General features: G+C 32.6%; 22 protein-coding genes. 15 read left to right on the top strand and 7 right to left on the bottom strand.

Translation table 11 applies throughout. The annotated features are described in order from the left end of the window. Window positions 1–51 precede the first annotated feature (51 nt). Both lysS and Q4548_RS02945 read right to left on the bottom strand, forming a co-directional pair. Complete coding sequence (gene lysS / locus Q4548_RS02950) at window positions 52–1,755, bottom strand: lysine--tRNA ligase (protein ID WP_303451297.1); 1,704 nt, start codon at window positions 1,753–1,755, stop codon at window positions 52–54. A gap of 228 nt (window positions 1,756–1,983) precedes the next feature. Next, on the bottom strand, window positions 1,984–2,490 hold the full coding sequence (locus Q4548_RS02945) for a DUF456 domain-containing protein (RefSeq protein ID WP_303451295.1): 507 nt from the start codon (window positions 2,488–2,490) through the stop codon (window positions 1,984–1,986). Between the two features lie 45 nt (window positions 2,491–2,535). On the opposite strand from Q4548_RS02945, the gene Q4548_RS02940 reads away from it, so the two are divergent. The 4 genes from Q4548_RS02940 to Q4548_RS02925 all read left to right on the top strand — a co-directional run bounded on the left by Q4548_RS02940 (window position 2,536) and on the right by Q4548_RS02925 (window position 5,700). After that, window positions 2,536–3,045, top strand: coding sequence for a hypothetical protein (locus tag Q4548_RS02940; protein ID WP_303451293.1), 510 nt, complete (start codon window positions 2,536–2,538; stop codon window positions 3,043–3,045). Between the two features lie 267 nt (window positions 3,046–3,312). Further along, window positions 3,313–3,732, top strand: coding sequence for a hypothetical protein (locus tag Q4548_RS02935; protein WP_303451291.1), 420 nt, complete (start codon window positions 3,313–3,315; stop codon window positions 3,730–3,732). A 38-nt stretch (window positions 3,733–3,770) separates the two neighbouring features. After that, on the top strand, window positions 3,771–4,325 hold the full coding sequence (locus tag Q4548_RS02930) for an RNA polymerase sigma factor (RefSeq protein WP_303451288.1): 555 nt from the start codon (window positions 3,771–3,773) through the stop codon (window positions 4,323–4,325). After that, complete coding sequence (locus tag Q4548_RS02925) at window positions 4,315–5,700, top strand: outer membrane beta-barrel protein (RefSeq protein ID WP_303451286.1); 1,386 nt, start codon at window positions 4,315–4,317, stop codon at window positions 5,698–5,700. The genes Q4548_RS02930 and Q4548_RS02925 overlap by 11 nt, the downstream gene beginning before the upstream one ends. 60 nt (window positions 5,701–5,760) lie before the next feature. Here Q4548_RS02925 and Q4548_RS02920 read toward each other — a convergent pair whose 3' ends face one another. Next, on the bottom strand, window positions 5,761–6,291 hold the full coding sequence (locus tag Q4548_RS02920; RefSeq protein ID WP_303451283.1) for an RNA methyltransferase: 531 nt from the start codon (window positions 6,289–6,291) through the stop codon (window positions 5,761–5,763). 184 nt (window positions 6,292–6,475) lie between these two features. Between Q4548_RS02920 and mutS the strand changes: the two genes are divergently transcribed. From mutS to Q4548_RS02900, 4 genes are read left to right on the top strand one after another with little or no spacing between them, the layout of a single operon-like run. Continuing rightward, window positions 6,476–9,052 (top strand): DNA mismatch repair protein MutS, encoded by a 2,577-nt coding sequence (gene mutS, locus Q4548_RS02915; protein WP_303451555.1) that lies wholly within the window; start codon window positions 6,476–6,478, stop codon window positions 9,050–9,052. 2 nt (window positions 9,053–9,054) lie between these two features. Beyond that, window positions 9,055–9,678 carry a trimeric intracellular cation channel family protein gene (locus Q4548_RS02910; protein ID WP_303451281.1) on the top strand — a complete coding sequence of 208 codons (624 nt, stop codon included), beginning with the start codon at window positions 9,055–9,057 and terminating at the stop codon, window positions 9,676–9,678. After that, window positions 9,671–10,132, top strand: coding sequence for an RNA methyltransferase (locus tag Q4548_RS02905; RefSeq protein WP_303451280.1), 462 nt, complete (start codon window positions 9,671–9,673; stop codon window positions 10,130–10,132). Before Q4548_RS02910 ends, Q4548_RS02905 begins: the two co-directional genes overlap by 8 nt. A 7-nt stretch (window positions 10,133–10,139) precedes the next feature. Then, window positions 10,140–11,291 (top strand): PAS domain-containing sensor histidine kinase, encoded by a 1,152-nt coding sequence (locus Q4548_RS02900; RefSeq protein WP_303451278.1) that lies wholly within the window; start codon window positions 10,140–10,142, stop codon window positions 11,289–11,291. Window positions 11,292–11,356: 65 nt separating this feature from the next. On the opposite strand, the gene Q4548_RS02895 is transcribed toward Q4548_RS02900, so the two are convergent. Together Q4548_RS02895 and greA are read right to left on the bottom strand one after the other, a co-directional pair. Next, window positions 11,357–11,743 (bottom strand): HIT family protein, encoded by a 387-nt coding sequence (locus tag Q4548_RS02895; protein WP_303451275.1) that lies wholly within the window; start codon window positions 11,741–11,743, stop codon window positions 11,357–11,359. Window positions 11,744–11,824: 81 nt separating this feature from the next. Then, entirely contained in the window at window positions 11,825–12,298 is a 474-nt protein-coding gene (greA, locus tag Q4548_RS02890) for a transcription elongation factor GreA (RefSeq protein ID WP_303451272.1), read from the bottom strand. Between the two features lie 132 nt (window positions 12,299–12,430). Between greA and Q4548_RS02885 the strand changes: the two genes are divergently transcribed. From Q4548_RS02885 to Q4548_RS02855, 7 genes are all read left to right on the top strand, one after another. After that, on the top strand, window positions 12,431–12,880 hold the full coding sequence (locus Q4548_RS02885; RefSeq protein ID WP_303451270.1) for a hypothetical protein: 450 nt from the start codon (window positions 12,431–12,433) through the stop codon (window positions 12,878–12,880). A 49-nt stretch (window positions 12,881–12,929) separates the two neighbouring features. Further along, a complete protein-coding gene (locus Q4548_RS02880) occupies window positions 12,930–14,078 on the top strand; it encodes a 5-(carboxyamino)imidazole ribonucleotide synthase (RefSeq protein ID WP_303451269.1) in 1,149 nt (382 codons plus the stop codon). A 104-nt stretch (window positions 14,079–14,182) separates the two neighbouring features. Next, a complete protein-coding gene (gene purE, locus Q4548_RS02875) occupies window positions 14,183–14,674 on the top strand; it encodes a 5-(carboxyamino)imidazole ribonucleotide mutase (protein ID WP_303451268.1) in 492 nt (163 codons plus the stop codon). 37 nt (window positions 14,675–14,711) lie between these two features. Beyond that, entirely contained in the window at window positions 14,712–15,689 is a 978-nt protein-coding gene (locus Q4548_RS02870; protein ID WP_303451267.1) for a polyprenyl synthetase family protein, read from the top strand. A gap of 84 nt (window positions 15,690–15,773) precedes the next feature. Further along, window positions 15,774–19,163, top strand: coding sequence for a hypothetical protein (locus tag Q4548_RS02865; protein WP_303451265.1), 3,390 nt, complete (start codon window positions 15,774–15,776; stop codon window positions 19,161–19,163). 57 nt (window positions 19,164–19,220) lie between these two features. Next, entirely contained in the window at window positions 19,221–19,739 is a 519-nt protein-coding gene (locus tag Q4548_RS02860) for a DUF3575 domain-containing protein (RefSeq protein WP_303451263.1), read from the top strand. Between the two features lie 8 nt (window positions 19,740–19,747). Next, window positions 19,748–21,031, top strand: a complete 1,284-nt coding sequence (locus Q4548_RS02855) for a voltage-gated chloride channel family protein (protein WP_303451261.1) — start codon at window positions 19,748–19,750, stop codon at window positions 21,029–21,031. Here Q4548_RS02855 and Q4548_RS02850 read toward each other — a convergent pair. Together Q4548_RS02850 and Q4548_RS02845 are read right to left on the bottom strand one after the other, a co-directional pair. Next, complete coding sequence (locus Q4548_RS02850) at window positions 21,028–23,043, bottom strand: DUF3857 domain-containing protein (protein WP_303451259.1); 2,016 nt, start codon at window positions 23,041–23,043, stop codon at window positions 21,028–21,030. The two genes, Q4548_RS02855 and Q4548_RS02850, sit on opposite strands and share 4 nt — an antisense overlap. Beyond that, complete coding sequence (locus tag Q4548_RS02845; protein ID WP_303451258.1) at window positions 23,040–24,953, bottom strand: DUF3857 domain-containing transglutaminase family protein; 1,914 nt, start codon at window positions 24,951–24,953, stop codon at window positions 23,040–23,042. Before Q4548_RS02845 ends, Q4548_RS02850 begins: the two co-directional genes overlap by 4 nt. Window positions 24,954–24,975: the final 22 nt, after the last annotated feature.

Below are 24,975 nucleotides of genomic sequence, written 5' to 3'. Positions count from 1 at the left end.
AAGAGCCTATTACAAATTTGTAATAGGCTCCATATTTTTCTTTAAAATAATTTACAGTTCTTGTAACACTACATTTTTCACATCTCCATCTACTTCTACCTTGATCAGTTTGTGATTGCTAAGACCTTTCATTCCTTTATCCCAACCTTTACCGCTCAAACCAGCAGCTGTTTTTAGTGCCGAAATGTCCATTTTAGCTTCTTTTTGAAGAATGTCTAAAATCACTTTTTCATTTTCTGTTAATTCTACAGAAGGAGCTTTTTTCTCAGGTCTCATTTGAGGAAAGAACAATACTTCTTGAATAGATTGATTGTTGGTTAAATACATAATCAGACGATCCATTCCAATTCCCAAACCAGACGTTGGTGGCATACCGTATTCTAAAGCACGTAAGAAATCTTCATCAATAAAGTTAGATGCTTCATCGTCACCTCTTTCTGCTAATTTTAATTGTGCTTCAAAACGTTCTCTTTGATCAATTGGGTCATTCAACTCAGAATAAGCATTGGCTACTTCTTTACCACAAATCATCAACTCAAAACGTTCTGTTAATTCAGGATTGTCTCTGTGTTCTTTACACAAAGGAGACATTTCTTTTGGATAATCAGTAATAAACGTTGGCTGAATGTAGTTTCCTTCACATTTTTCACCAAACATTTCGTCAATCAACTTTCCTTTCCCCATGGTATCGTCTATTTCAATACCCATTTCTTTTGCTCCTGCTCTTAGCTCATCTTCATTTTTACCAGTAATATCAAAACCTGTAAAGTGTTTGATAGAATCTGCCATGGTTACTCTTGCAAACGGAGCTTTAAAACTTACTTGGTGTTCTCCAAAAACCACATCTGTAGTTCCGTTAACCGCCAATGCACAATGCTCTAACAGATTTTCTGTAAAAGTCATCATCCAATTGTAGTCCTTGTAAGCTACGTAAATTTCCATAGCAGTAAATTCAGGATTGTGCGTTCTGTCCATTCCCTCATTTCGGAAATTTTTAGAAAACTCATACACTCCATCAAAACCACCAACAATCAAACGTTTTAAGTACAATTCATTTGCTATACGCATATATAATGGAATGTCTAGCGAATTGTGATGTGTCATAAACGGTCTTGCAGATGCTCCACCTGCAATAGGTTGCAAAACGGGAGTTTCAACTTCAAAATATCCTTTATCGTTAAAAAACTGACGCATTGCGTTGAACAACTTGGTACGTTTTACAAACACCTCTTTTACTTGTGGGTTTACAACCAAATCTGCATATCGCTGACGGTAACGCAATTCTGGATCGTTAAACTCATCATATGTATTTCCTTCGGCATCTGTTTTTGGCAATGGCAAAGGCTTAAGAGCCTTGCTCAGCAATTTAAAATCGCGAACCATTACAGAAATTTCTCCTACTTGCGTTTTAAACAACTCTCCTTCTACTCCAATAAAATCTCCTAAATCCAATAGTTTTTTAAAGACATCGTTGTACATGGTTTTGTCTTCTCCTGGACAAATTTCATCTCTGTTAAAATAGATTTGAATTCTTCCTTCTGCATCTTGCAACTCTGCAAACGAAGCTTTCCCTTGGATCTTCTTTCGCATCAAACGCCCAGCAATTACTACTTTCTTTCCTTCTTCGTATCCTTCCTTAATTTGTTTAGAGTATATGTCTACAGGAAATAAATCTGCAGGATATGGGTTGATTCCTAAAGCTCTTAATTTGTCAAGCTTTTCTCTTCTTACAATTTCTTGTTCTGATAATTGCATGCTGGTACTTTTTAAATTATAATGCGTTAATTCTTAGCCCGCAAAGATAATGAAATAGGTGGTTTTAATGAAGAATTTAAAATGAAGTATCAATGTTTGTTCTTAAATGAATAAAATTCCTAAATATTTTAAGTACATTTGTACTGTTGTTGTAGAACTACACTTGTAGTTTTAGGGTTTAATTACCAATGGAAAGCTTCCCTATAGGGTTGCTTTTTTTGTTTAAGGCTATAGCCACGCAAAAAATTCTGATTTGTAAATTAAAAAATGTTTTATAAAATAAACCAAGAACACAATTCCTACAATAAACTTGATTCCCGTAGAGAAAAAGAAACCTATCACCGACCCTAAAGAAGCTCTAAATGCTTTTTTCAAATCTTTTCCATCGTTGATCAACTCACCTATAAGAGCTCCCAGAAACAATCCTAAAACCATCCCTACTGGAGTAAAAATTAAACCAACCACCAAACCAATAGTAGAACCCCACACACCATATTTGCTACCTCCAAATTTTTTAGTTCCCAACGCAGGAATTATATAATCTGCAATAGTCACCAAAATGGCAACTGCTAAAGTAATTCCTAAAAAAGTCCAATCTGTAGGAACTTTTTCGGTGAGGTGTAACAACAACAAACCAATCCAACCTGTAGGTGGTCCAGGTACAATGGGTAAAAAGGAACCAACAATACCACCTATCATTAGAAAAAAGCCTATAAACAATAAGATATAATCCATGTGAATCTTTCTTTTAAAGCAAGATACATCAATCTTCTTAAAAAAATGTATTTTTGGATTTTCCGATTTCATCCTTATATGAAAAAACTACTTATTTTATTTATTGCGCTGTCTTTTTTCTCTTGCGAAAAGATAAACTCCGTGACATCTGCATGGTTTTTAGAAAAAACAAGCAATAAAGATTTTATTGATTTTTCGCAAGTAGATCAGTTTCCACAATTTAAAAACTGCGATGCCTTGTTAAATCATCAGAAAGGAAAAATATGTTTTGAAAACACCTTGCATCAAAAAATAAACGATCGTGTTCAAAATTTAAAATTGAAATCTACCTACATCATTTCTGACACTTTACTCATCCATTTTACTATTGATAAAGAAGGGTATTTCAAATGCAATAAGATAAAAGTAAGTGATACATTGCAACTGTATTTTCCAGACTTAACCAACAAGGTTCAAGAAATTATTCATGAACTTGACCCTGTAAATCCTGCACAAAAAAGAGGCATTCCTGTTACATCTACGTATATGATTCCCATTTTAATTCAAACAAAATAATTTTTATTTTTTCACTCATACGCAACCCTTTCAGAAATTCTACATCTAAAAAGAAAAGAATTATCATGATCCGTTTGTTATCAACTTTTGTCACCATCTATGCTTTGTATTTACTAGACATATTCAACGATTTGTTTTTGAAAGTAATAAGCGTTGTCAGAAATTAAGTTGTCTCTTAAAACATAAAAACACAAGGTCAACGCAACCATTGCTCTCTCTGTACATCTAACAATTAGTAATTATTTATAACTCTAAAACATACCTCATATGAAACGCCTTTTATTAGCAAGCTTATTGACTTTATTTTTATTTTCATGTTCTGATGATGATAATTTTTCAAAATTTCACATAGAATATTTACCCATAGACGAAGCAATATTTCCGAGCACATTTGATTATAATGAAGAATATGACATTACCTTTAAATACACCATGCCAAATAGTTGCTACTATTTTGACAACCTGTATTACAAAACCAATGATTCTATTAGAACCGTAGCCATAGTAGCCTATGTAGACGATGAATCTGAGTGCACTGAAGAAACAAGAGAAGAAGAACAAACTTTTAAAATTACTGCCGCTCAAAAAGAAGATTATATTTTTAAAATTTGGAAAGGAAAAGATGATGACAATGAAGATGTTTATGACGAAATTATAGTGCCAGTCTTAGAAGAAGACGAACAATAAATCTAAATTTATAGATTTAAAAACCTGTCTGACTTGGTATGAATATCAACGAAATCATAAAGAAATGCCAAAAGAACAATTCCAAAGCTCAAGCAACTTTGTACGAATTGTACGCACCTAAACTTTATGCAATTTGTTACAAATATTCTAAAAACACACAAGAAGCCGAAGACAATTTACACGATGGGTTTTTAACCATATTTAAAAAAATAAACCAATTCAAACATCAAGGTTCTTTTGAAGGATGGATGAAACGAATTATGATCAATACCGCCTTAGAAAAATACAGAAAAGACAAAGTTTTCCCATTGATCAACGAAGAATCTATTGAAGAAGTAGACACCTTAGACATTGATGATGAAACCATTAAACTAGAAACATTGTTAAACGGCATACAGAATTTACCCAATAGATATAGGCTGGTTTTCAACCTGTATATTTTAGACGGCTATTCTCACAAAGAAATAGGAAATATGTTGGAAATCTCAGAAGGAACTTCAAAATCAAACCTGTCTAGAGCAAAGGTTTTGTTAAAAAAAGAATTGACTCAAAGCCAACAGCAAAACTTAAACACTTTTTATGATGAGTTCTAAAAATTTAGAAAAATTGTATCGAGAAAAATTAAAGGATTTAGAAATGAATCCCAATCCTGCTGTGTGGAATAAAATTGAAAATTCTTTAATCACTCAAAAAAAATCCAAAAGAAAAGTTATTTATTGGTGTTTTTCTGGAGCTACTGTTGCTGCATTGTTTTTACTGGGATTGTTCCTTTATCAACCTCATCCCAAAGAATTGATAGCTTCTAAAAAAGAAACTACAGAGCAATCTTCTAAAAAGCAAGATTCTACAAATACTGTTAACAACAAAAATACCTCAGAAACAAATCAAGAGAACAACAACAAAACACCTACAAACAAAAAAACAATTGTAAAAAACACAGTTGTTGCTACATCTGAAAAGAAACAGACATTTTCTCCTAAAAAGAAAGAAGTAAAACAGCAACAAACACAACCTACTTTAGCAAGCATTTACAACTCTAAAACCCAAACAAAAAAAACAGAATTTACAGTGGTTGGAACGAATGAAAAACATACACCTGTTTCCAGCATCAAAGACAAGAAACTAATAACAGCAATTAGCAAACCTTCAATTACAGACACTGTTCTTGGTACTCAGAAAAAAAACTTAGAAAAGGAATTGTTGGCTAAAAATCCTCTAGAAGAACAGCATGACCAAAAAGATTCTTTTAGAAATTTTTGGAGTATTGCCCCAATGATTTCTCAATACGTATATGGTTCTTTTTCCGACAAATCCACTGTAGATCCACGCTTAGACGATGCCGAAAAAACAGGACAAAGAACCACTGCCTATGGATTTAATGTAGCTTATCAAGTTTCAAAAAAGATAAAAATAAAAACTGGAATACATAGAATTACCATGCTACAAACAACCAACAACAATGCACTTTCAGGTGTTATTAAAATTTCTAGTTTTCAAAACTCATCTCCTAAACTTATTGAAAGTAGCGATTCATCATTTGATCAAAATGCAAATTCATTAACATCTCAAATTGTGACTCTAAATGATGAATTGGCAAAATCAAGCACTCAAAACAACGAATTAGAACAACGTTTTGGTTATATAGAAATTCCTATGGAAGCAAATTATGGATTGTACCAAACCAATCAACTTTCTTTTTATGTAGTTGGAGGTTTTAGCACACTATTTTTAACAGAGAATAATCTAGAAATAGAAAGCAATGGATTTTCATATTCTGAAGGAGAAGCCACCAATTTGAACAGTATCAATTTTAGTTTGAATATTGGTACAGACATAGAATATCATTTTTCGGAAAAATGGTTTCTAAACGTAAACCCAACTTTTAAACTCCAAACGCAAACCTTTAGCAAAAGCAGCAATACTCCTTACCTTTTTGGTATTTCTTCTGGTATCAACTTTAAATTTTAACCTTATGAAAAAAAATGTTACAAACCAGAACTAGAAAGATTGGAGAAAATTTAGTATTGATTAATAACGGAATTGTTTAAACAAATCCCAAAGTACAATTCCTGTGGTTACCGAAATATTTAAAGAATGTTTGGTTCCAAACTGTGGAATTTCTATACAATAATCACAAGCATCCACTACTTCCTGCTGAACACCTTTCACCTCATTCCCCATTACAATAGCATACTTTTCTACAGATTTCACATTAAAGTTCTGAAGCTTTACACTTTTCTCTGCTTGTTCTATAGCTGCGGTTACAATTCCTTCAGATTTTAACTTCTCTACTAAAGTTAACGTATCTTCCACGTATTCCCAATCTACAGATTCGGTAGCTCCCAAAGCTGTTTTGTGAATTTCTTTGTTGGGTGGAACGGCTGTAATTCCGCACAAATAAATTTTCTCAATAGCAAAAGCATCACTAGTTCTAAAAACAGATCCAATATTGTTCAAACTTCTAATATTATCTAGAATAACAATCAACGGTGTTTTTTCTGTCAACTTAAATGTTTCAACATCCAATCGATTCAATTCTGTATTTTTTAATTTGCGCATCTTCATTCCTTTAAGAATTGCCAAAATTAGGGTATTTCTATAACAACACAAGAAAATTGTCAATAGAACCTTGATAACTTTTTGGGTGATTTTTCATCCATCCCTTTAAAAAAAATTATTTTCGCTAAGAAACCCAAAAACAAATCCTGTGTCCAAAACCAAAGCAAAAAAAGAAACTCCTTTAATGAAACAATACAACGGCATCAAGACCAAATATCCTGATGCAATGTTGCTATTTAGAGTAGGTGATTTTTACGAAACTTTTGGATCTGATGCCGTAAAAGCTGCTCAGGTTTTAAACATTACACTTACCAAACGTGGTGCTGGTAGCGATTCTGAAACTGCTCTGGCAGGATTTCCACATCATTCTCTAAACACCTATTTGCCCAAATTAGTAAAGTCAGGTTTGCGTGTGGCTATTTGTGATCAGTTAGAAGATCCTAAAATGACCAAAACCATTGTAAAACGTGGTGTTACTGAATTGGTAACTCCTGGAGTTGCATTGAATGACGAAGTTTTACAATCTAAAAACAACAACTTTTTAGCGGCAATCCATTTTGGCAAAAAGAATTTAGGGGTTTCATTTTTAGACATTTCTACTGGGGAATTTTTGGTTGCTCAGGGAGATGAAAATTACATAGACAAATTGTTGCAAAACTTTTTGCCAAGCGAAATTTTAGTCGAGAAAAAAAACAAAGTCTTGTTCAACGAGACATTTGGAGAACGATTCCATACTTTTTATTTAGACGATTGGGTTTTTCAAATTGAATTTACCACAGAAAGTTTGCTAAATCATTTTAAGGTCAATTCTCTAAAAGGTTATGGTGTAGAAAACTTATCCGAAGGAATTATTTCTTCTGGAGCCATTTTGTATTATTTATCAGAAACGCAACACAACCAACTAAAACACATCACAAGTATCCAACGTATTCATGAAAACGAATATGTTTGGATGGATAGGTTTACCGTTCGTAATTTGGAATTGTACCATTCTACAAACGAAAATGCAGTAACGTTGCTAAGCATTATTGATCAAACCAATTCTCCTATGGGAAGTCGTTTGTTAAAACGTTGGTTGGCTTTGCCTTTAAAAGAAGGTACTCAAATTACCAAGAGACATGAAGTAGTGAATTACTTTATGAATCATGATGATTTTTACAAAACCACGGAATATCAAATCAAACAAATAAGCGATATAGAACGTTTGATTTCTAAAGTAGCCACTCAAAAAATCAATCCAAGAGAAGTCGTGTATCTAAAACAATCTTTGGATGCTATTATCCCCATAAAAACTGCAGCAGAAGCAAGTGACAACATCACCTTAAAAACCATTGGAGAACAATTGCAAGATTGTACGTTGTTACGAGAAAAAATTGCCACCACACTGGTAAACGATGCTCCCGTAAGCATCAACAAAGGAAATGCAATTGCAAGTGGTGTTTCTAAAGAATTGGATGAATTGAGAAACATCTCCAATTCAGGAAAAGAATATTTAGATAATTTGTTGCAAAGAGAAATTGCAAGAACAGGAATTACCACCTTAAAAATAGCCTTTAACAACGTATTTGGTTATTATATTGAGGTTAGAAACACACACAAAGACAAAGTTCCTGAGGATTGGATTCGCAAACAAACTTTGGTAAATGCCGAACGATACATTACTGAAGAGTTAAAAGAATACGAAACTAAAATTTTAGGTGCCGAAGAAAAAATAGGCCTTTTAGAGCAACAGTTATTTGCTCAGCTGATTGGTTTTTTAATGGATTATATTCAACCCATTCAACTAAACGCAAATTTAATTGCACAACTTGACTGTTTGTGTGGTTTTGCCACTTTGGCCATGAGCAACTGCTACACTAGACCTATTATTGATGAAACTACCGAAATTGAAATTAAAAACGGTCGTCATCCTGTAATTGAAAAACAATTAGCCTTTGGCGAAGAATATATTGCTAACGACATTGTTCTTAACAGAAATCAACAACAAATTATTATGATTACCGGACCCAACATGTCTGGTAAATCGGCTATTTTAAGACAAACAGCATTGATTGTTTTATTAGCTCAAATGGGAAGTTACGTACCCGCAGAACAAGCCAGAATTGGAGTGGTTGACAAAATTTTTACCCGAGTTGGAGCCAGTGATAATATTTCTATGGGAGAATCTACTTTTATGGTAGAAATGAACGAAACAGCCAGCATTCTAAACAACGTATCCGAACGCAGTTTGATTTTATTGGATGAAATTGGACGTGGAACTAGTACTTATGACGGAATTTCTATTGCTTGGGCCATTGCAGAATATTTACATGAACATCCAAGTCAGGCAAAAACCTTATTCGCCACACATTATCATGAATTGAATGACATGTCTGGTACGTTTTCTAGAATTAAAAACTTTAATGTATCGGTAAAAGAATTAAAAGACAAAGTGATTTTCTTACGTAAATTAACAACTGGTGGCAGCGAGCATAGTTTTGGAATACACGTAGCAAAATTGGCAGGAATGCCCCAAGCTGTAATTCACAGAGCCAATAAAATGCTAAAGCAATTGGAAAACAGTCACGGACTGGAAAACAACAAAGCAAAAATTGAAAACGCTACACAAGAAGATGATTTTCAGTTGAGTTTTTTCCAACTAGACGATCCTTTGTTAGAAAACATAAAAGATGAAATTTTAGCTACGGACATTAATAATTTGACTCCCGTAGAAGCTTTGATGAAATTGAACGAAATCAAAAGAATGTTAATAGGAAAATAAACATGATCACCATTATAGAATACATCAACATTTCTGGTTCTTTTGTTTTTGCAGTTTCTGGAGCTTTAATTGCTATGAAACGAAAACTAGATCCTTTTGGAGTTTTAATTGTTTCCTTCATCACTGCTGTTGGAGGAGGAACGCTAAGAGATATTTTAATTGATAGGGAAATTTTTTGGTTATACAACACCTCTATTCTTTATGCTGTGTTTTTAGGAAGCATTGTTGCCATGATTTTTAAAAGCAACTTGAACTTTTTTGACAAACCTATGTTTTTTTACGATGCTTTAGGACTTGGCTTATTTACCATTACAGGAGTACAAATTGGCTTAGAAAACAACTTAGATTATCTAATTTGTATCATATTAGGAACGGTAACAGGTGTTTTTGGAGGTGTTTTAAGAGATGTCGTTGTTAACAAAATACCCGTAGTGTTTAAAAAAGAAATTTATGCAACTGCAAGTATTTTAGGAGGATTGCTATATATCATTTTAATGAACTGTAAAATTCCAAATCCTTATTTACAAATCATCCCCATCTTTTTTATTATTTTAATACGCTTAGGAGCTGTATACTTTAACGTATCATTACCCTCTATTTACAAAGACAAATTTAAACATGATTAACAATTTAGAGCAAGGTTATTTTGGTATTGGAATCTACAATGGAAAAACACCCGAAAACCTAGGTGTTTTATGGAGATCCGCCCAAAACATGGGGGCTAGTTTCATTTACACCATTGGTAATAGATATGCAAAACAAGCCTGCGACACACACAAAGCAGTAGGTGCAATGCCTTATTACCATTACGATACTTTTGAAGAATTTTACAAACATTTGCCCAAAAGTGCTGTTTTGGTAGGTGTAGAATTGGACGAGAAAGCGGTTTCTCTAGAAACTTTTAAACACCCTAAAAGATGCGTGTACTTACTAGGAGCAGAAGACCACGGTTTGTCTAAAGATGCTATTGAAAAATCACATTTTTTAGTTAAATTTAACACAACTCTAAGTATAAATGTAGCTGTAGCCGGCAGCATTGTTATGTACGACAGAGGTTCAAAAACGCCTATCAATCTATAGTTCTTTTATGAATGTATTTTTCCGTTTGATCAAATCAAAAAAAATGTTGCTGGTAATTGCCATCGGAATTGTTAGTGCCATTTTATGGAACACCTATCAATTTTTTGAAAGTTTCAAACAGCAGGAAGAAATTAAAATGGAAATTTTAGCAGATGCTTATTTTCAGTTTAACAAAGCCAAGACTGAAGATGACATTAGTTTATTGGTAAAAATAATTGAGAACAACAAAACCATTCCAATGATTGTAACCAATGGAGAGGGAGAAATTTTGTTAGATCAGAATATTACCTACAAAAAAAGCAATCAAGAAAAAGTACTCTCCAAAAAATTAAAGGAGATGAAAAGACTTCACACGCCTATAGAAATCAACATTTCCGAAAATAAAAATCAATACATCTATTATTCCAATTCAGAAATTTTAGAAAGACTTCGATTTTATCCATTGGCCTTGATTTTTATTTTTATCATCTTCTTAATTATTCTCTACACTGTTTTTACCGCCTCATCTGTTTCTGATAAAAACAAGCTTTGGAGTGGATTGGCTAAAGAGACTGCTCATCAAATAGGAACTCCTTTGTCATCATTATTGGGCTGGGTAGCAATTTTAAGAACAGAAGCTATTGACCAAACTTATGTAGATGAAATTGAAAAAGATGTAGAACATTTGAGCGTGATTGCCAATCGTTTTTCTAAAATAGGCTCACAACCTACGCGTACAATTTCTAATCCTTCTATACTCATAGAAAAAACAATTGCTTATTTTAAAGTCCGAAGTTCTAAAAACATCCTCTTCAATTATACGCAACCTCAACAAGAAATTCTCGTTAAACTTAACAAAGATTTGTTTGGTTGGGTGTTAGAAAACTTGATTAAAAATGCCATAGATGCAATGCAAGGAAGAGGGGTAATAGACATTTCACTAAAAGAAACATCAACTGATATTCAAATTTTGATTACTGATACAGGAAAAGGAATTCCTAAAAACTTACATAGAAAAATATTTGAACCTGGATTTACAACCAAAGAAAGAGGCTGGGGTCTTGGTTTGTCTTTAACTAAAAGGATCATCACTCAATACCACAACGGAAAAATATTTGTAAAACAATCACAAAAAAATACAGGTACTACTATTCAGATTAACATTCCGAAAAAAAAGTAATTCTTCTAAAAAACAACAACTCCATCAAAATTTGATGGAGTTGTTGTTTTACTTATAAAATTCGTTTACAAATAACTCGAAATATTTTCTGCAATTGCTTTAAATTCTTCTGGAGTTAGCTTCTCTTTTTTACCAAAAGTAGCATCTGCCATAGAGTTTAACGGAATCAAATGCACGTGTACATGTGGCACTTCCAAACCAATAACTGACAGCCCTACTCGCTCACAAGCAATAGCTTTTTCTATAGCTATTGCAATTTTTTTAGAGTACTCAAACAACTTGATGTACAGATCATCATCCAAATCAAACAACTTATCAACCTCTTTTTTAGGCACCACCAAGGTATGTCCAGCAGCATTAGGATTGATGTCTAAAAAAGCAATAAATTCTTTGTTCTCTGCTACTTTATAACAAGGAATTTCTCCGTTTATAATTTTGGTAAAAATACTCATGTCTTTTTAATATTGAATTATTTATCAAACTGTGTTTAAACAAACTGACTAAATTTAAAACTCCGCTCAAACAGCTAAAATCTATCTAGAAATTTCTACAATTTCAAATTTCATAATTCCATTAGGAGCTTTAATTTCTGCTATTTCGCCCAACTTATGCCCTAACAAACCTTTTCCAATAGGAGAGTTTACAGACAATTTTCCATTACGAATATCCGTTTCAGAATCTGCCACCAGTGTATATTTGAACTCCATTCCATTCGCTACATTTTTAATTGTCACTTTAGAATGAATCAATATTTTAGACGTGTCCATTTGAGACTCATCCAAAATACGAGCTCCCGCGACAACATTCTTTAATTTCGCAATTTTTAATTCTAGTAAAGACTGTTCTTCTTTAGCTGCATGGTATTCTGCATTTTCACTCAAATCTCCTTTATCTCTGGCTTCTGCAATTTCATTTGAAACTCTAGGACGTTCCACTTGCTCTAAAAATTCTAACTCTTCTTTTAACTTTTTAAATCCCTCTTCTGAATAGTACGATACTTCACTCATCTTCTCTAAATTTTATAACATAAAAAATCCCATTACCATTTGGAAATGAGACTCACACAAATATACAGAATTATTTGGAAGCCAAAAAATTGCTGTATATTTACATAATAATTTTTTCAATCTATCTTAACTGTGTTTCAAAAAATAATTTTCTTTTTTTTATTGATTCTTTTGACGGCATGTAACAAGCAAGAATTTAATCAACAAAAAACACTGGTTCCTTACACAGCTGTAAACACAACTACAAACCCTTTTGACCCAACCTTTATATCTAATACAGGAGTTGGAGGATATACAATTATTACAGGTCAAGGCTACAATGCAAACGGAATTATTGTTTTTAACCTAGGTAACAATTATTTTTTAGCATTTGACTTAACTTGTCCTTATATAGACCCTGAGGAATGTACCGCATCTATGAGTGTAAACACTTCTGGTAAAATGAGTTGTGACAATTGTGCCAATGACGATATTAGCTTTACACAATACAACACAAGTGCAACTGTAAACGGCCAAACTTATTCATTAAGACAGTATAGCGCTATCTTAGAAGGAAACGCAGTAAGAATCACTAATTTTTAAAACCTTATATTAACTCAATATTTGTATTTTTGACCCCAAATATAATTCCATGGAAAATTATTTTTCTTCTAACTTTAAATTAGGAGTACTTGGTGGAGGTCAATTAGGAAGAATGCTATTGGCAGAAACTCAAAAATTTGACGTACACACGTGCGTTTTAGACAGCTCTAAAGATGCTCCTTGTGCACCTTACTGTAATGAATTCTTTTTAGGAAACCTATTAGACTACAATGATGTATACAATTTTGGTAAAAAAGTAGATGTTCTTACCATTGAAATTGAACATGTAAACATACAAGCGTTGTACAAATTAGAAGAAGAAGGCATAAAAGTCTATCCTCAACCTAGTGTAATAGAAATCATTCAACACAAAGGAAAACAAAAAGATTTTTACAAAAAAAACAACATTCCTACATCACCTTATCAACGTTTTGATTCGGTAAAACAACTAAAAGAGGCCAACCTTACTAATTTTCCTTTTGTATGGAAATCGGCTCAATTTGGATACGATGGAATGGGTGTAAAAATTGTTCGTTCTGTTGATGACATCAATAATTTACCAGACACAGAGTGCATTGTAGAACAATTGATTCCTTTCAAAAATGAATTGGCAGTGATTGTTGCTAGAAATGCTGATGGAAAAGTAAAAACATATCCTGTGGTAGAAATGGAATTTCATCCAGAAGCCAACCAAGTAGAATATGTAATTTGTCCTGCTCGTATTAGTGATAAAGTAGCCAACAAAGCAAGAAGAATTGCAATGGATGTTGCCAATGCATTTAAACATGTAGGATTGTTGGCTGTAGAAATGTTTCAAACAGAAAGTGACGACATCATTATTAACGAAGTGGCACCAAGAACACACAACAGTGGTCATTACAGCATAGAAGCATCACACACAAGTCAGTTTGAGCAACATTTGCGTACCATCTTAAATTTACCGTTAGGAAATACCGAAAGTAAATTGGCAGGAATCATGGTAAACCTAGTTGGTGCAGAAGGTTATGAAGGTGAAGTTGTTTATAAAAATATTATTGATATTTTAAAAATAGACGGTGTAACACCTCATCTATATGGAAAAAAAATCACCAAACCTTTCCGTAAAATGGGACATGTAACTATTGTAAATAAAGACATCAATATTGCTCGTAAAACTGCAGAATTGGTGAAAAACACTGTAAAAGTAATTAGTAAATAAACTATTAAACCTAAAGATTTTATAAGAAAGATTAAAGGGATTTTGCGATATATAAAAAGCACCTTTCTATTTTAATCTCTTCTTTTACTTTAAAAAACGAACACATGAAAGTAGCTATCGTAATGGGATCTGATTCAGATTTACCAGTAATGCAACAAGCCATAGATATTTTAAAAGAATTTGAAATAGATGTAGAAGTAGACATTGTTTCTGCACATAGAACTCCAGAAAAATTAGTAGATTTTTCTAACAACGCTCACAAAAGAGGAATTTCTGTTATTATTGCCGGAGCAGGAGGTGCTGCTCATTTACCAGGAATGGTAGCGAGTATGAGTCCATTACCCGTAATTGGAGTTCCTGTAAAATCAAGCAATTCTATTGATGGTTGGGATTCTATCTTATCTATTTTACAAATGCCAGGAGGTGTACCTGTAGCAACGGTTGCGCTAAACGGAGCTAAAAATGCAGGAATTTTGGCTGCTCAAATTATTGGAGCAACCAACAGTGCTGTATTAGACACAATTGTTGCTTATAAAGAAAGCTTAAAAACAAAAGTAATGGAAGCTGCAGAGCGTGTAAAAACTTCTCAACAATAAAACTTTTTAATAAGTTTATACTTTTATTAGCCTTACCATGAAAATAACAGAACGCATTCAGCAACCCATACACATTGAAATGGCCGCTTTTGAAGACAAATTCAAAGAAGCCATGGCTACCAAAGTGCCGTTGTTAAATCGTATTACGCATTATATTGTCCGTAGAAAAGGAAAACAAATGCGACCGATGTTTGTGTTCTTAGTAGCCAAAATGGTTTCTGACGGAGATTTTAACGAAAGAACGTACAGAGGAGCTTCTATTATTGAACTAATTCACACCGCTACATTGGTTCATGATGATGTGGTGGATGATAGCAACAAACGTAGAGGATTCTTCTCTATAAATGCTTTGTGGAAAAACAAAATAGCCGTTTTAGTTGGTGATTTTCTACTTTCTAAAGGCTTGTTATTAAGTATTGACAATGATGATTTTGACATTTTAAAACTCATTTCTATTGCAGTTAGAGAAATGAGTGAAGGGGAATTGTTACAAATAGAAAAAGCCAGACGTTTAGACATTACCGAAGAGGTGTATTTTGAAATTATTCGACAAAAAACCGCTACATTGATTGCCGCTTGTTGTGGAATTGGAGCTGCATCTGTAGGGGCCAGTAAAGAAGAAGTTGAAAAAATGAGAAAGTTTGGAGAGTATATAGGAATTGCTTTTCAAATTAAAGATGATTTGTTTGATTATTCTGATGCGCAAATAGGAAAACCTACAGGAATTGATATTAAGGAACAAAAAATGACGTTGCCTTTAATCAACACTTTAAACACATGCACCAATAAAGAACGCAAATGGCTAATCAATTCAGTAAAAAATCACAATACTGATAAAAAAAGGGTCAAAGAAGTCATTGAATTTGTGAAAAAAAATGGTGGTTTGGAGTACACCATAGAAAAAATGAACGAATACAAAAACCTTGCTTTGAACATTTTAAACACTTATCCTGAATCAGAATACAAAGAATCTTTACTTACCATGATAGATTACGTTGTAGAACGTAAAAAATAACAAGGATTCTACTTCAGCAACTGTTGCTTTTCCTTTTATTGAGAAATAGTTTACTAAATTCGTCCTACACACTTTGGTTTACCAATGAAAGGATTCCTTCTACTTATTATTTTTCTTTGTTTCTGTAGCTTTTCCTATGGGCAAATTATCAATACAAATAGGGTACGAAAAACCATCATTACAAGCAAAGACACACTACAATTAGAAAACGTAGCCATCAGTCCAGTTAATTTTAAAGTAAAAACTGTAGATGGAAAATTTATCTCTCCTAGTTCATATTATGTCAACCCACAAAAAGGACAGCTTTATTTTTACAGCTCAAAGCCAAAAACAATCGTGGTTAGTTACTTTAATTACCCTACTTTTTTAACACAAACCCACAGTCCTTTCAATAAAAAAATCATCATTCCCAAAGCCACATCAAGTGCTCAGACTTACTCCTTAAAAAAAACATACAGCAAAGCAGATTTTTTTGGAAACGTTAATACATACGGGAATATTACTAGGGGAATTACCGTAGGAAACGGACAAGGTTCTGTTTTAAACTCTGGATTGGATTTACAAATTACAGGAAATTTATCGGAGCAATTAAAAATTAGAGCAAGCATCAAAGACTCCAACCTGCCTATTCAAGAAAATGGAGTTTCTCAAAATATTCGAGAATTTGATAGAGTTTTTATAGAATTATTTACCGACAAATGGAATATCAAAGCAGGAGATGTAGATTTGAGTAATCAGGATAGTTATTTTTTAAACTTTACCAAAAAAATTAATGGAGCCAAACTAGATGTTGTACTAGACAATGGAGATCAAAAAACAAACATTACAGCTTCTGGTGCTTTGGTAAGAGGAAAGTTTACCATTCAAAACATTCAACCTCAAGAAGGAAACCAAGGTCCGTATGCTCTATTAGGATCCAACGGTGAACAAAATATTGTGGTGATTTCTGGTAGCGAAACAGTTTATGCAAACGGAGTTGTGCTAAAAAGAGGAGAACAACATGATTATGTAATTGACTATAACACCTCTGAGATTACTTTCAATCCTACTTTCCCCATCAACTCTTCACAAAGAATTATTGTTGATTTTCAATACAGTGATCAAAATTACAATCGTTTTGTAACACACAATGGTGTAAAGTATCAAAATGAAAAATTTACCATCGGAACTTATTTTTACAATGAAACCGATGTAAAAAACCAACCTATTCAACAGGATTTGAGTACTGAACAAAAAAACATTTTGCAACAAGCAGGAAACGATACCAGCAAAATGTATGGAGAGAGCGCACAGCAAACAACCTATGATGAAAATAGAATTCAATACACCAAAGACAATCAAAATATTTTTAGTTTTAGTACCGATGAGGAAAAAACACTCTACAATGTTTCGTTTAGTTTTGTAGGTACTCAACAAGGAGATTATTCCTTAAAAGAAACCGTTGCTACAGGGAATATTTATGAATATGTTGGTAATAATAACGGAAGTTATGCTCCTATTACGCAACTTATTGCTCCCAGCAAAACACAAATGGCCGTGATAAAAAGTGGCTATCAGTTCAATGAAAAATCCTTTATCAATACCGAAATAGCTTATAGCAATAACGATCTAAATTTATTTTCTGCTTTAGACGACCAAAACAATCAAGGATTGGCAACAACATTAACTTGGCAACAACAACTCAACAATGCCAACTGGAAAACTTACAACGTTTTAAATCTAGATTTTGTTCAAAAAAACTTTAAAAATATTGAACGTTTGTACAATGCCGAATTTAACCGAGACTGGAATATAGACATTAATCTGACCCCTAATTTTTTAGGGAATCAAACTTATTTAAGAAACACCTTAGTTACGGAAAAACAATTGTCACAAAAAATCACGTTCAATACGGCATATCTAAATTTAGGTAGCATTTTTAGGGGTTTTAAAAATGACTTAATCACCTTAAATAAATTTAACAAACTAAAAATAAACACAAACAGTAGCTATTTGACAAGTAAAAACGATCAAGAAAAAGGAGTATTTGTAAGAAATGAATCTTCCGCAACATACAACTTTCAAAAAGCATGGGTTGATGCTCTATTTTCTTATGAAAACAATCATCAAGAAAACGAACAAACTCAGATACTGCATGAAAACAATCAAAAATACATCATGGGGGGAGTGGAATTGGGAGTTGGAGATTCTACCAAAGTTTATTCAAAATTTGGTTATCATCTTACTCAGATTGACAGCGTTAAAAATAACAAGATGGCCAAAGTTCAGAACGCACAAAATTATTCTATAGAAAATCAATGGATTAAAAACAAAAACACCAATTTAACTACGTATGCCAACTACCGAAAAGTTCATCATTTTTTTGCAGAAGACGTAAATGTTATCAACGCTAGAACCCAGTATTCTCAACAATTATTTCAAAATATTCTTAGGCTTGTAACCTTATACGAAACTAGTTCGGGAAGTACCTCGCAACAAAACTACACCTACATAGAAGTAGAACCTGGACAAGGATATTATACCTATTTAGGAGATTTGAACAATAACGGTGTAAAAGATTTTGACGAATTTGAAATTGCGCAATTCACAGATCAAGCCAATTACCTACGTTTGGCATTGCCTACCACCGTAAGAATTGCTACACAAAAAGCAAAACTTAGTCAATCTCTGTTTGTAACTTTTGGTCAATTTCAAAGCCATAATTCTAAGTGGTTAAAATTACTGTCTCATTTCTCTAATCAATCAAGCATTCTTATCGATAAAGATCAATTGAAAGACGGAAAAAAATTCAATATCAATCCTTTAGACGTTGAAAATGAAAAAGTAGTGAGCTTGCAGCAAAACATCAATTCTAGTTTGTTTTTCAATCGGGGCTTGCAACATTACAGCACCACTTATACTTTTCAAAACAATCAAAACACGCAAAGTATTTCTACAGACTCGCAAACATCTAAGTTAAAAATGCATGAAATCAATTTTCAACACAACATACAGAGCTCTTGGATACTTGCTTCTACAGCAAATTTTTCTACCAACACCAACACAAGTATCAACTTCTCTAGCAGAAATTTCACTATCAAATCTCAGAAAATAAATCCATCTATCAGTTTTCTAAAAGATGAATTCTCTAAAATTGAAAGCATTTACACCTATAGAAATGAAAAAAATGAATTGGGATTAGAAGCTTTGCAAAGTCATGATTTTGGATTGAACTACAGCTATAACAACAGCGACAAAGGTTCTGTTTTAGCTAGTATTAATTTGATAGAAAACAATTACACTGGACCATTAAACACTCCTGCTTCTTATAGAATTCTAGAAGGATTACAACCTGACAGAAACTACACTTGGTCTATTACTCTTCAAAAAAAACTGACTCAAATTTTAGACTTGAGTTTGAATTACAACGGAAGAAAAAACACCGCTAGTAACACCATTCATATTGGAAGTGTACAATTGCGAGCTAACTTTTAAAAACCAATTAGGCAAGCTCATAGAAATGCCCTATTTTTGAATCATAAAATTCACAACATGAAAAAAATATCTTTTATCATCGTGCTTTTTAGCACTTTGAGTTTGACTGCTCAAAACAATCAGCTAAAATTAGATTTATTAGACATATTGGTATTTAGAACTTTAGATATTTCTTATGAAAATCAGCTGAATGATGAAGCTGCGATTGGGGTTTCTATGTTCATTAATTTTGAACCTAAAAACGCAGATTTTAGATACAATGAAAACTTTCAAATCACACCTTATTTTCGTCAATTTTTATCAGAATCTAAAGGTTTTGAGTTTTTTGGAGAATTGTTTGGAACTTTAAATTTTGGAGAAAAAGATAAAAGCACAACAGACGACATGGGAATTACTACTTCTGACAAAAAAAACTACTCTGATTTTGCTTTAGGAATTGGAGGAGGAGGAAGACACGTATCTACAAACGGTTATGTTTTTGAATTTAATGTAGGTGTGGGTAGAAACCTTTTCAATTCTAAAATGTCTCGTCAGTTTGTTCCTAGATTTGGAATTAGTGTCGGGAAACAATTCTAAATTCATACATGAAAAGCTATCGTATCCCCTCTCTAAACAACTATATCTCTATTAGTCAAGAATTTTTAAAGTGGCTTGGTTTTTCGGTGGTTATAGGAGTGATTGTTGGGATAGCTTCTGCTGCTTTGTTGGCTTCTTTAAACTGGTCTACATATTATAGAGAAGCGAATACAGCCATTATTTGGCTATTGCCCATTGGAGGGTTGATGGTAGGGCTTTTATATCATTATTACGGGCAATCTGTAGCTAAAGGAAATAATCAGTTGTTGGAAGAATTAAACAGTCCAAAAGATATTATTCCTTTTAAAATGGCACCTTTTATATTTATTGGAACCGTGGTTTCTCATTTATTTGGAGCCTCAGTTGGTAGAGAAGGAACCGCTGTTCAAATAGGAGGAGCTATTGCCGATCAATTTTCAGGCTGGTTTAAATTGAACAAAATCGATAGAAAAGTCATTATTTTGATGGGAATCAGTAGTGGTTTTGCTGGTTTGTTTGGAACTCCATTAGCAGGAGCCATTTTTGCCTTGGAAGTTTTATTGATTGGAAAGGTAAACTACAATGCCATTGTTCCTTGTTTGTTAGTTGCTGTTATTTCTGATTTTATCTCTAGAGAAGTTGCGCATTATATGCAAGTTCCACATACACATTATCATATAGATTTGGTACCTAAAATGAGTATTCTTAATTTTTTCTACTCTATTCTGGCTGGAATTCTATTCGGTATTGTTAGTACGTTTTTTTCCAAAGGAGTTCGATTTTTCGGTAAGTTTTCTAAACACATCTCCTATCCTCCTTTGCGACCTGTTGCTGGTGGATTGATTATTGCAATTTTGGTTTATTTTATCGGAACAAAGTACATTGGTTTGGGAATTCCTACCATTTTAGAATCTTTTACCACAACCATGAATCCTTATGATTTTGCTATTAAAATTCTATTAACAACCTTTTGTATTGCTTTTGGATTTAAAGGTGGAGAAGTTACTCCCTTGTTTTTTATTGGAGCCACTTTAGGAAGTGCTTTATCTCTAATTGTTCCATTACCAATTAGTTTGTTAGCAGGTATGGGCTTTGTAGCGGTATTTTCTGGAGCCACCAACACTCCTATTGCTTGTACATTTATGGGCATAGAATTGTTTGGTATGGATGGTGGTATTTACATTGCTATTGCCTGTGTAACCGCTTATTTGTTTTCTGGTCACACAGGAATATATACTTCTCAAATTGTAGGAAATTCTAAAACGTCAAATCACACAAATCAAGAAGGAAATTCTTTGGGAAAACTCACTTAAAGAACTATTTTCTCTAATACTATTTTCTCTTTGTTTTTAGAAATCATTGCTCTGTACAATCCTCTTAGCTCATCATATTGGTTTACACCAATAATGTTAGTACTAAACTCTTTTACAAACATAATACTAATTCTATTCCCCATTTGGTTAATCAAATACATATAACTTCCCAAATTGTTAGACATTACTGCTTTTGAGCTTGTAGGCATAGAAACAACTTTATACCCTTTTGGGATGTTAAAAAACACATTGATTACTTCCTTATATGGTGTCACAAAATCAACTGGATATTTTCTTTTCTCTAATTTAAACGGATTGGTAGTTTCTTTTAAAAACAACAAAGGATTGATGTATTTTTTCCCGTTAATAGTTTCAATTTGATTATTTGCTATTAATTTCCCTGAAAAAACTACTGGAGCAGATACTTTATTTTTGTTAGTTATTTCACACGAAGAAATACTCACACCGTATTTAGAACCTAACTTAGATTTTAGTTTTTCATCACTTAATCTATTGTATTTTTCTCTAAAATCTAAAGCCTTTTTACGAGTCAATTTAGTTTGTATAGAGCCCGTAATATTAAAATTTTCATCAAAAACAACACTTACCATACTCAATTCTTCTGATTTTACTTTAGGAATTAACGGAATGGCTATGTTTTCTCTATCTCCAATCATCATTCTACCTTCCCAATTCAAAGCTCTGGTTGGCAGCACATTAACAGCATTGTATGGTTCACTAGCATCTAACAACAAAATTTTTCCTTGCTCATTTTTAACACCTGCAATTACATAATTCAATCCCTCTAAGGTTGGGAACAAAGGCGTTCCGTTGCTCTTGGTGCTTAACAATATAGGATATGCTTTCAAGCCCGAAGCCCTCAACATAGACACCAATAGCAAATTTACTTCAGAAATATTTCCTTCTCCTGTTTTGTAAGCTTTTCGCAACCCTTGATTGGTATACAAACTGTAGTAATTGTTCCATCTAATTTTAGACTTTACAAAACTAAAAATAGCATTCATTTTCTCTACCTCCGTGTCATTACCTTCCAAAACAGTTTTTAAATCATCTTTAAAATAAGATGTTTTTTCTAATTGTTTTCCAAAATTTTGTGACTCATGTAATTTGTTACAAACACTTTCCCAACTACTAGAATACTTTTTAAGCGGACTGTTAGGAAATCGGATATAATCCAATTCATGGCTCACCACTCCTCTATAATCCGCATAATTACTAGTATAAGGTTCATCATCTTTTAATGCTGGAATATTTTCAGATTCAAAAGAGGTTTTTTCTTTTTGATAAGAAATTACATTATGATTCACGTCTGATGTAAAATAAGCAGCCCCTGAAACAGATGTTAAAGTGATGTTATCATTCAACCATTCTACTTTTGGAGTAATAGAATAATAACCTTTTGTTGACTTTTTAAATTTAAAATATTCTGGAACAACTGTAGTGTACATTATTTTTTTGATAGGAACATCCTCTTGAACTCTAAACAAAGGAATGTCCCAATACTTAGATATAAGCGTATATTTTAATTCAATAATAGATCCTTCTTTGATGTTCGGAAAAGCAATTTTTCTATAACTATAATACTTTGTTGCTTTTTCTGTATAGATATCATCTTTATCTACATCCTGTTCGTCTATTTTTTTCCCTTTCAAATTGTAAGTAGTTGCTTTAATTCTATAAATCCTCTCTGAAGACCCATTGTCGGGATTGTAAAAATGGATAGCTTGATTTCCATACTTAAATCCATCTTTATTGTAAATTTTAATTCTGGCATGGAACTCTATTGTTTTTTCAAAAATGCCCTGTTGTTGATTGTAGTTAAAAGTTACATACTCGTTTTTATACAAATAAGCTGCTTCTGCCGTACTATCTAAAGGATAAAATTTTTCTCTCAATTCTTCTTTTGACACTTTTCCAAATTTATAATTTTGGGCTACCGCATTTATTGTACATACGATTGCTGTCATTAATAAAAAAAACTTCTTTTTCATAATTTGTTTTTTATAGCAATTTTTAAATTATCGTACTTTTTAACCTCCTTGATAAAATCACAATACACATTGTAATCCTCTTTAACATACTCTCCTTCTTTTACATAAAAATGTCTAGTATATTTTAGTGTTTTATCATCTATTTTAGAAACCAGAATTTCATAAACACCAAACTTATTTTTAATTATTTTTTGTGGAGGGAGTCTTGTAATACTGTAGTTTTCTGGCAATTGTATTTGCAAAGAATCTGTCTGATTGAAACCGCTTTTTATTTTAAGTGGTAATTTTCTATAAGTTTCTTTTTTAGCAGAAGCTTTAAACATTGAAAACGCATTTATTCTTAAAATCATTTCCTCTCCTAACACTGTTCCATATTCACCTAATCTTAATTGTATGTTTTCATGAAAAGAACGGCTGTCTTTTTTATTTTCAAAACTAACATTGTCAATGGTAACATTGTTGTTATAATACCAACGTGAAGATTTGTAAAATTTATCTAATTCTTTTTTTGTATGTGTTTCTATCCTATAGGTATCGCCGTACAAAATCCCTGTAGAGCCAATGGATAAATTTGCACTTAAATTTCCATTATCATCAATGTTTACAACTCCTACAATTTGTCTTTTGTTGTTTTTATCCAAATATTTTGGCGTGTGTTTTAACACTCCTCCTTCTTTTTCCAAAACAAGCACCTCTCTATCATCTGTAAAATCTCCTAAAAAGCCAAAAGGCAATGACTGGCTGGTACATTCTAACCAAACATCTTCTCCTTTATTTAATTTAGGAAGATTTAAAATCATATGATTACCCTGCAGGCCATTAAAATCTTTATCAAAATCTCTCTTTTCATTAGCGTATAAAATCACCCAATTAGATTCAATTCCAACTGCATCTAACAATGCTTTGGTATAGTTAGACAAGCCTTTACAGTCTCCATACCCTAATCTATCAACATCACTTGCTTTTGTAGGTTGCCATCCACCAATACCAATCCCCACAAACACATATCTAGTTTTGTTCTGCATAAATTCATAAACTAGTTTGGCTTTTTGTAATGGATCTGTTTCATTCTTAACCAAATCTCTAATCGTATTTATTGTTTCTGGACTCAACTCTAATTGACTCTCATACAAATAATTTCGAATCCATTTTCCAAAATCCTTCCAGTTATTGATAGCATTGCTCGTATAACCTTTGAGTGTAAATTTGTCTAAATTAAATTTTACCAAAGGATAAATTTTGTTAAAAGACGGACTATAACTTTCTCGTTTTACAGCCTTTTGATTTTCTAATTTGTAACGAATGGTAGTACCACTTGATAAGTTCTGTACAGAAAAATTTTCTAAATTGTTTTCTGTAACCTTTAGGTGTAAGTTGTTTTCATTCTTAACAATCACTTCTTTAGACTGTACACTTATAGAATAGTCTTCAATAGGCATCCAACTAGGAATAAATGCTGTAGATTCAGTTTTGAAAGTGTATTGAAATTGAACTGTATAAGGATAAGATCTTGGTGTAAATCTTAAATATTTAACTCTATGATCGGAATAAAATCCTGAAGTTGCACTTTGGTCTATAAAATCTTTCTTTTTATATTTTCGAATTTCAAAGCCTTGGGCGTTGTAAATTACTGCTTCTATTTTACTTATTTTAGAGTCGTTACTGTAAAATGTATATGCATCTACGAAATGATCTCCCTCCTCATTTAAAACAGTAATTGCTTTGGAAAAATTTTGTGTTATCTCTTTTTCATCATGAATGATGATTTCATTTCTACAATACCGGAGCACAGCATTTGCTTTGGTTTGTAAACTATCAGGTATTTTTTTTACCGCAAAGTTAAAGTCTTGAGCATTTAAAAATAAGTGCACGAAATACACTCCTAGAAATAAGGTGATTTTCAGATTCATAGCATTGAATATAGCACCCAAT

Source organism: Wenyingzhuangia sp. 2_MG-2023, from assembly GCF_030548295.1.
Taxonomy (GTDB): domain Bacteria; phylum Bacteroidota; class Bacteroidia; order Flavobacteriales; family Flavobacteriaceae; genus Wenyingzhuangia.
Note: the sequence above shows the minus strand (reverse complement) of the source record. Positions and strands in the feature narration are given on the sequence as shown.

Excerpts from the sequence above, each read along its gene's own strand:
- purE (WP_303451268.1), top strand. The coding sequence starts at position 14,183 with ATGAAAGTAGCTATCGTAATGGGATCTGATTCAGATTTACCAGTAATG.
- Q4548_RS02880 (WP_303451269.1), top strand. The coding sequence starts at position 12,930 with ATGGAAAATTATTTTTCTTCTAACTTTAAATTAGGAGTACTTGGTGGA.
- Q4548_RS02860 (WP_303451263.1), top strand. The coding sequence starts at position 19,221 with ATGAAAAAAATATCTTTTATCATCGTGCTTTTTAGCACTTTGAGTTTG.
- Q4548_RS02945 (WP_303451295.1), bottom strand. The coding sequence starts at position 2,490 with ATGGATTATATCTTATTGTTTATAGGCTTTTTTCTAATGATAGGTGGT.
- Q4548_RS02920 (WP_303451283.1), bottom strand. The coding sequence starts at position 6,291 with ATGCGCAAATTAAAAAATACAGAATTGAATCGATTGGATGTTGAAACA.
- lysS (WP_303451297.1), bottom strand. The coding sequence starts at position 1,755 with ATGCAATTATCAGAACAAGAAATTGTAAGAAGAGAAAAGCTTGACAAA.
- Q4548_RS02910 (WP_303451281.1), top strand. The coding sequence starts at position 9,055 with ATGATCACCATTATAGAATACATCAACATTTCTGGTTCTTTTGTTTTT.
- Q4548_RS02940 (WP_303451293.1), top strand. The coding sequence starts at position 2,536 with ATGTATTTTTGGATTTTCCGATTTCATCCTTATATGAAAAAACTACTT.
- Q4548_RS02935 (WP_303451291.1), top strand. The coding sequence starts at position 3,313 with ATGAAACGCCTTTTATTAGCAAGCTTATTGACTTTATTTTTATTTTCA.
- Q4548_RS02865 (WP_303451265.1), top strand. The coding sequence starts at position 15,774 with ATGAAAGGATTCCTTCTACTTATTATTTTTCTTTGTTTCTGTAGCTTT.
- Q4548_RS02855 (WP_303451261.1), top strand. The coding sequence starts at position 19,748 with ATGAAAAGCTATCGTATCCCCTCTCTAAACAACTATATCTCTATTAGT.
- Q4548_RS02925 (WP_303451286.1), top strand. The coding sequence starts at position 4,315 with ATGAGTTCTAAAAATTTAGAAAAATTGTATCGAGAAAAATTAAAGGAT.
- Q4548_RS02900 (WP_303451278.1), top strand. The coding sequence starts at position 10,140 with ATGAATGTATTTTTCCGTTTGATCAAATCAAAAAAAATGTTGCTGGTA.
- Q4548_RS02905 (WP_303451280.1), top strand. The coding sequence starts at position 9,671 with ATGATTAACAATTTAGAGCAAGGTTATTTTGGTATTGGAATCTACAAT.
- Q4548_RS02850 (WP_303451259.1), bottom strand. The coding sequence starts at position 23,043 with ATGAAAAAGAAGTTTTTTTTATTAATGACAGCAATCGTATGTACAATA.
- greA (WP_303451272.1), bottom strand. The coding sequence starts at position 12,298 with ATGAGTGAAGTATCGTACTATTCAGAAGAGGGATTTAAAAAGTTAAAA.
- Q4548_RS02895 (WP_303451275.1), bottom strand. The coding sequence starts at position 11,743 with ATGAGTATTTTTACCAAAATTATAAACGGAGAAATTCCTTGTTATAAA.
- Q4548_RS02870 (WP_303451267.1), top strand. The coding sequence starts at position 14,712 with ATGAAAATAACAGAACGCATTCAGCAACCCATACACATTGAAATGGCC.
- Q4548_RS02845 (WP_303451258.1), bottom strand. The coding sequence starts at position 24,953 with ATGAATCTGAAAATCACCTTATTTCTAGGAGTGTATTTCGTGCACTTA.
- Q4548_RS02930 (WP_303451288.1), top strand. The coding sequence starts at position 3,771 with ATGAATATCAACGAAATCATAAAGAAATGCCAAAAGAACAATTCCAAA.
- mutS (WP_303451555.1), top strand. The coding sequence starts at position 6,476 with ATGAAACAATACAACGGCATCAAGACCAAATATCCTGATGCAATGTTG.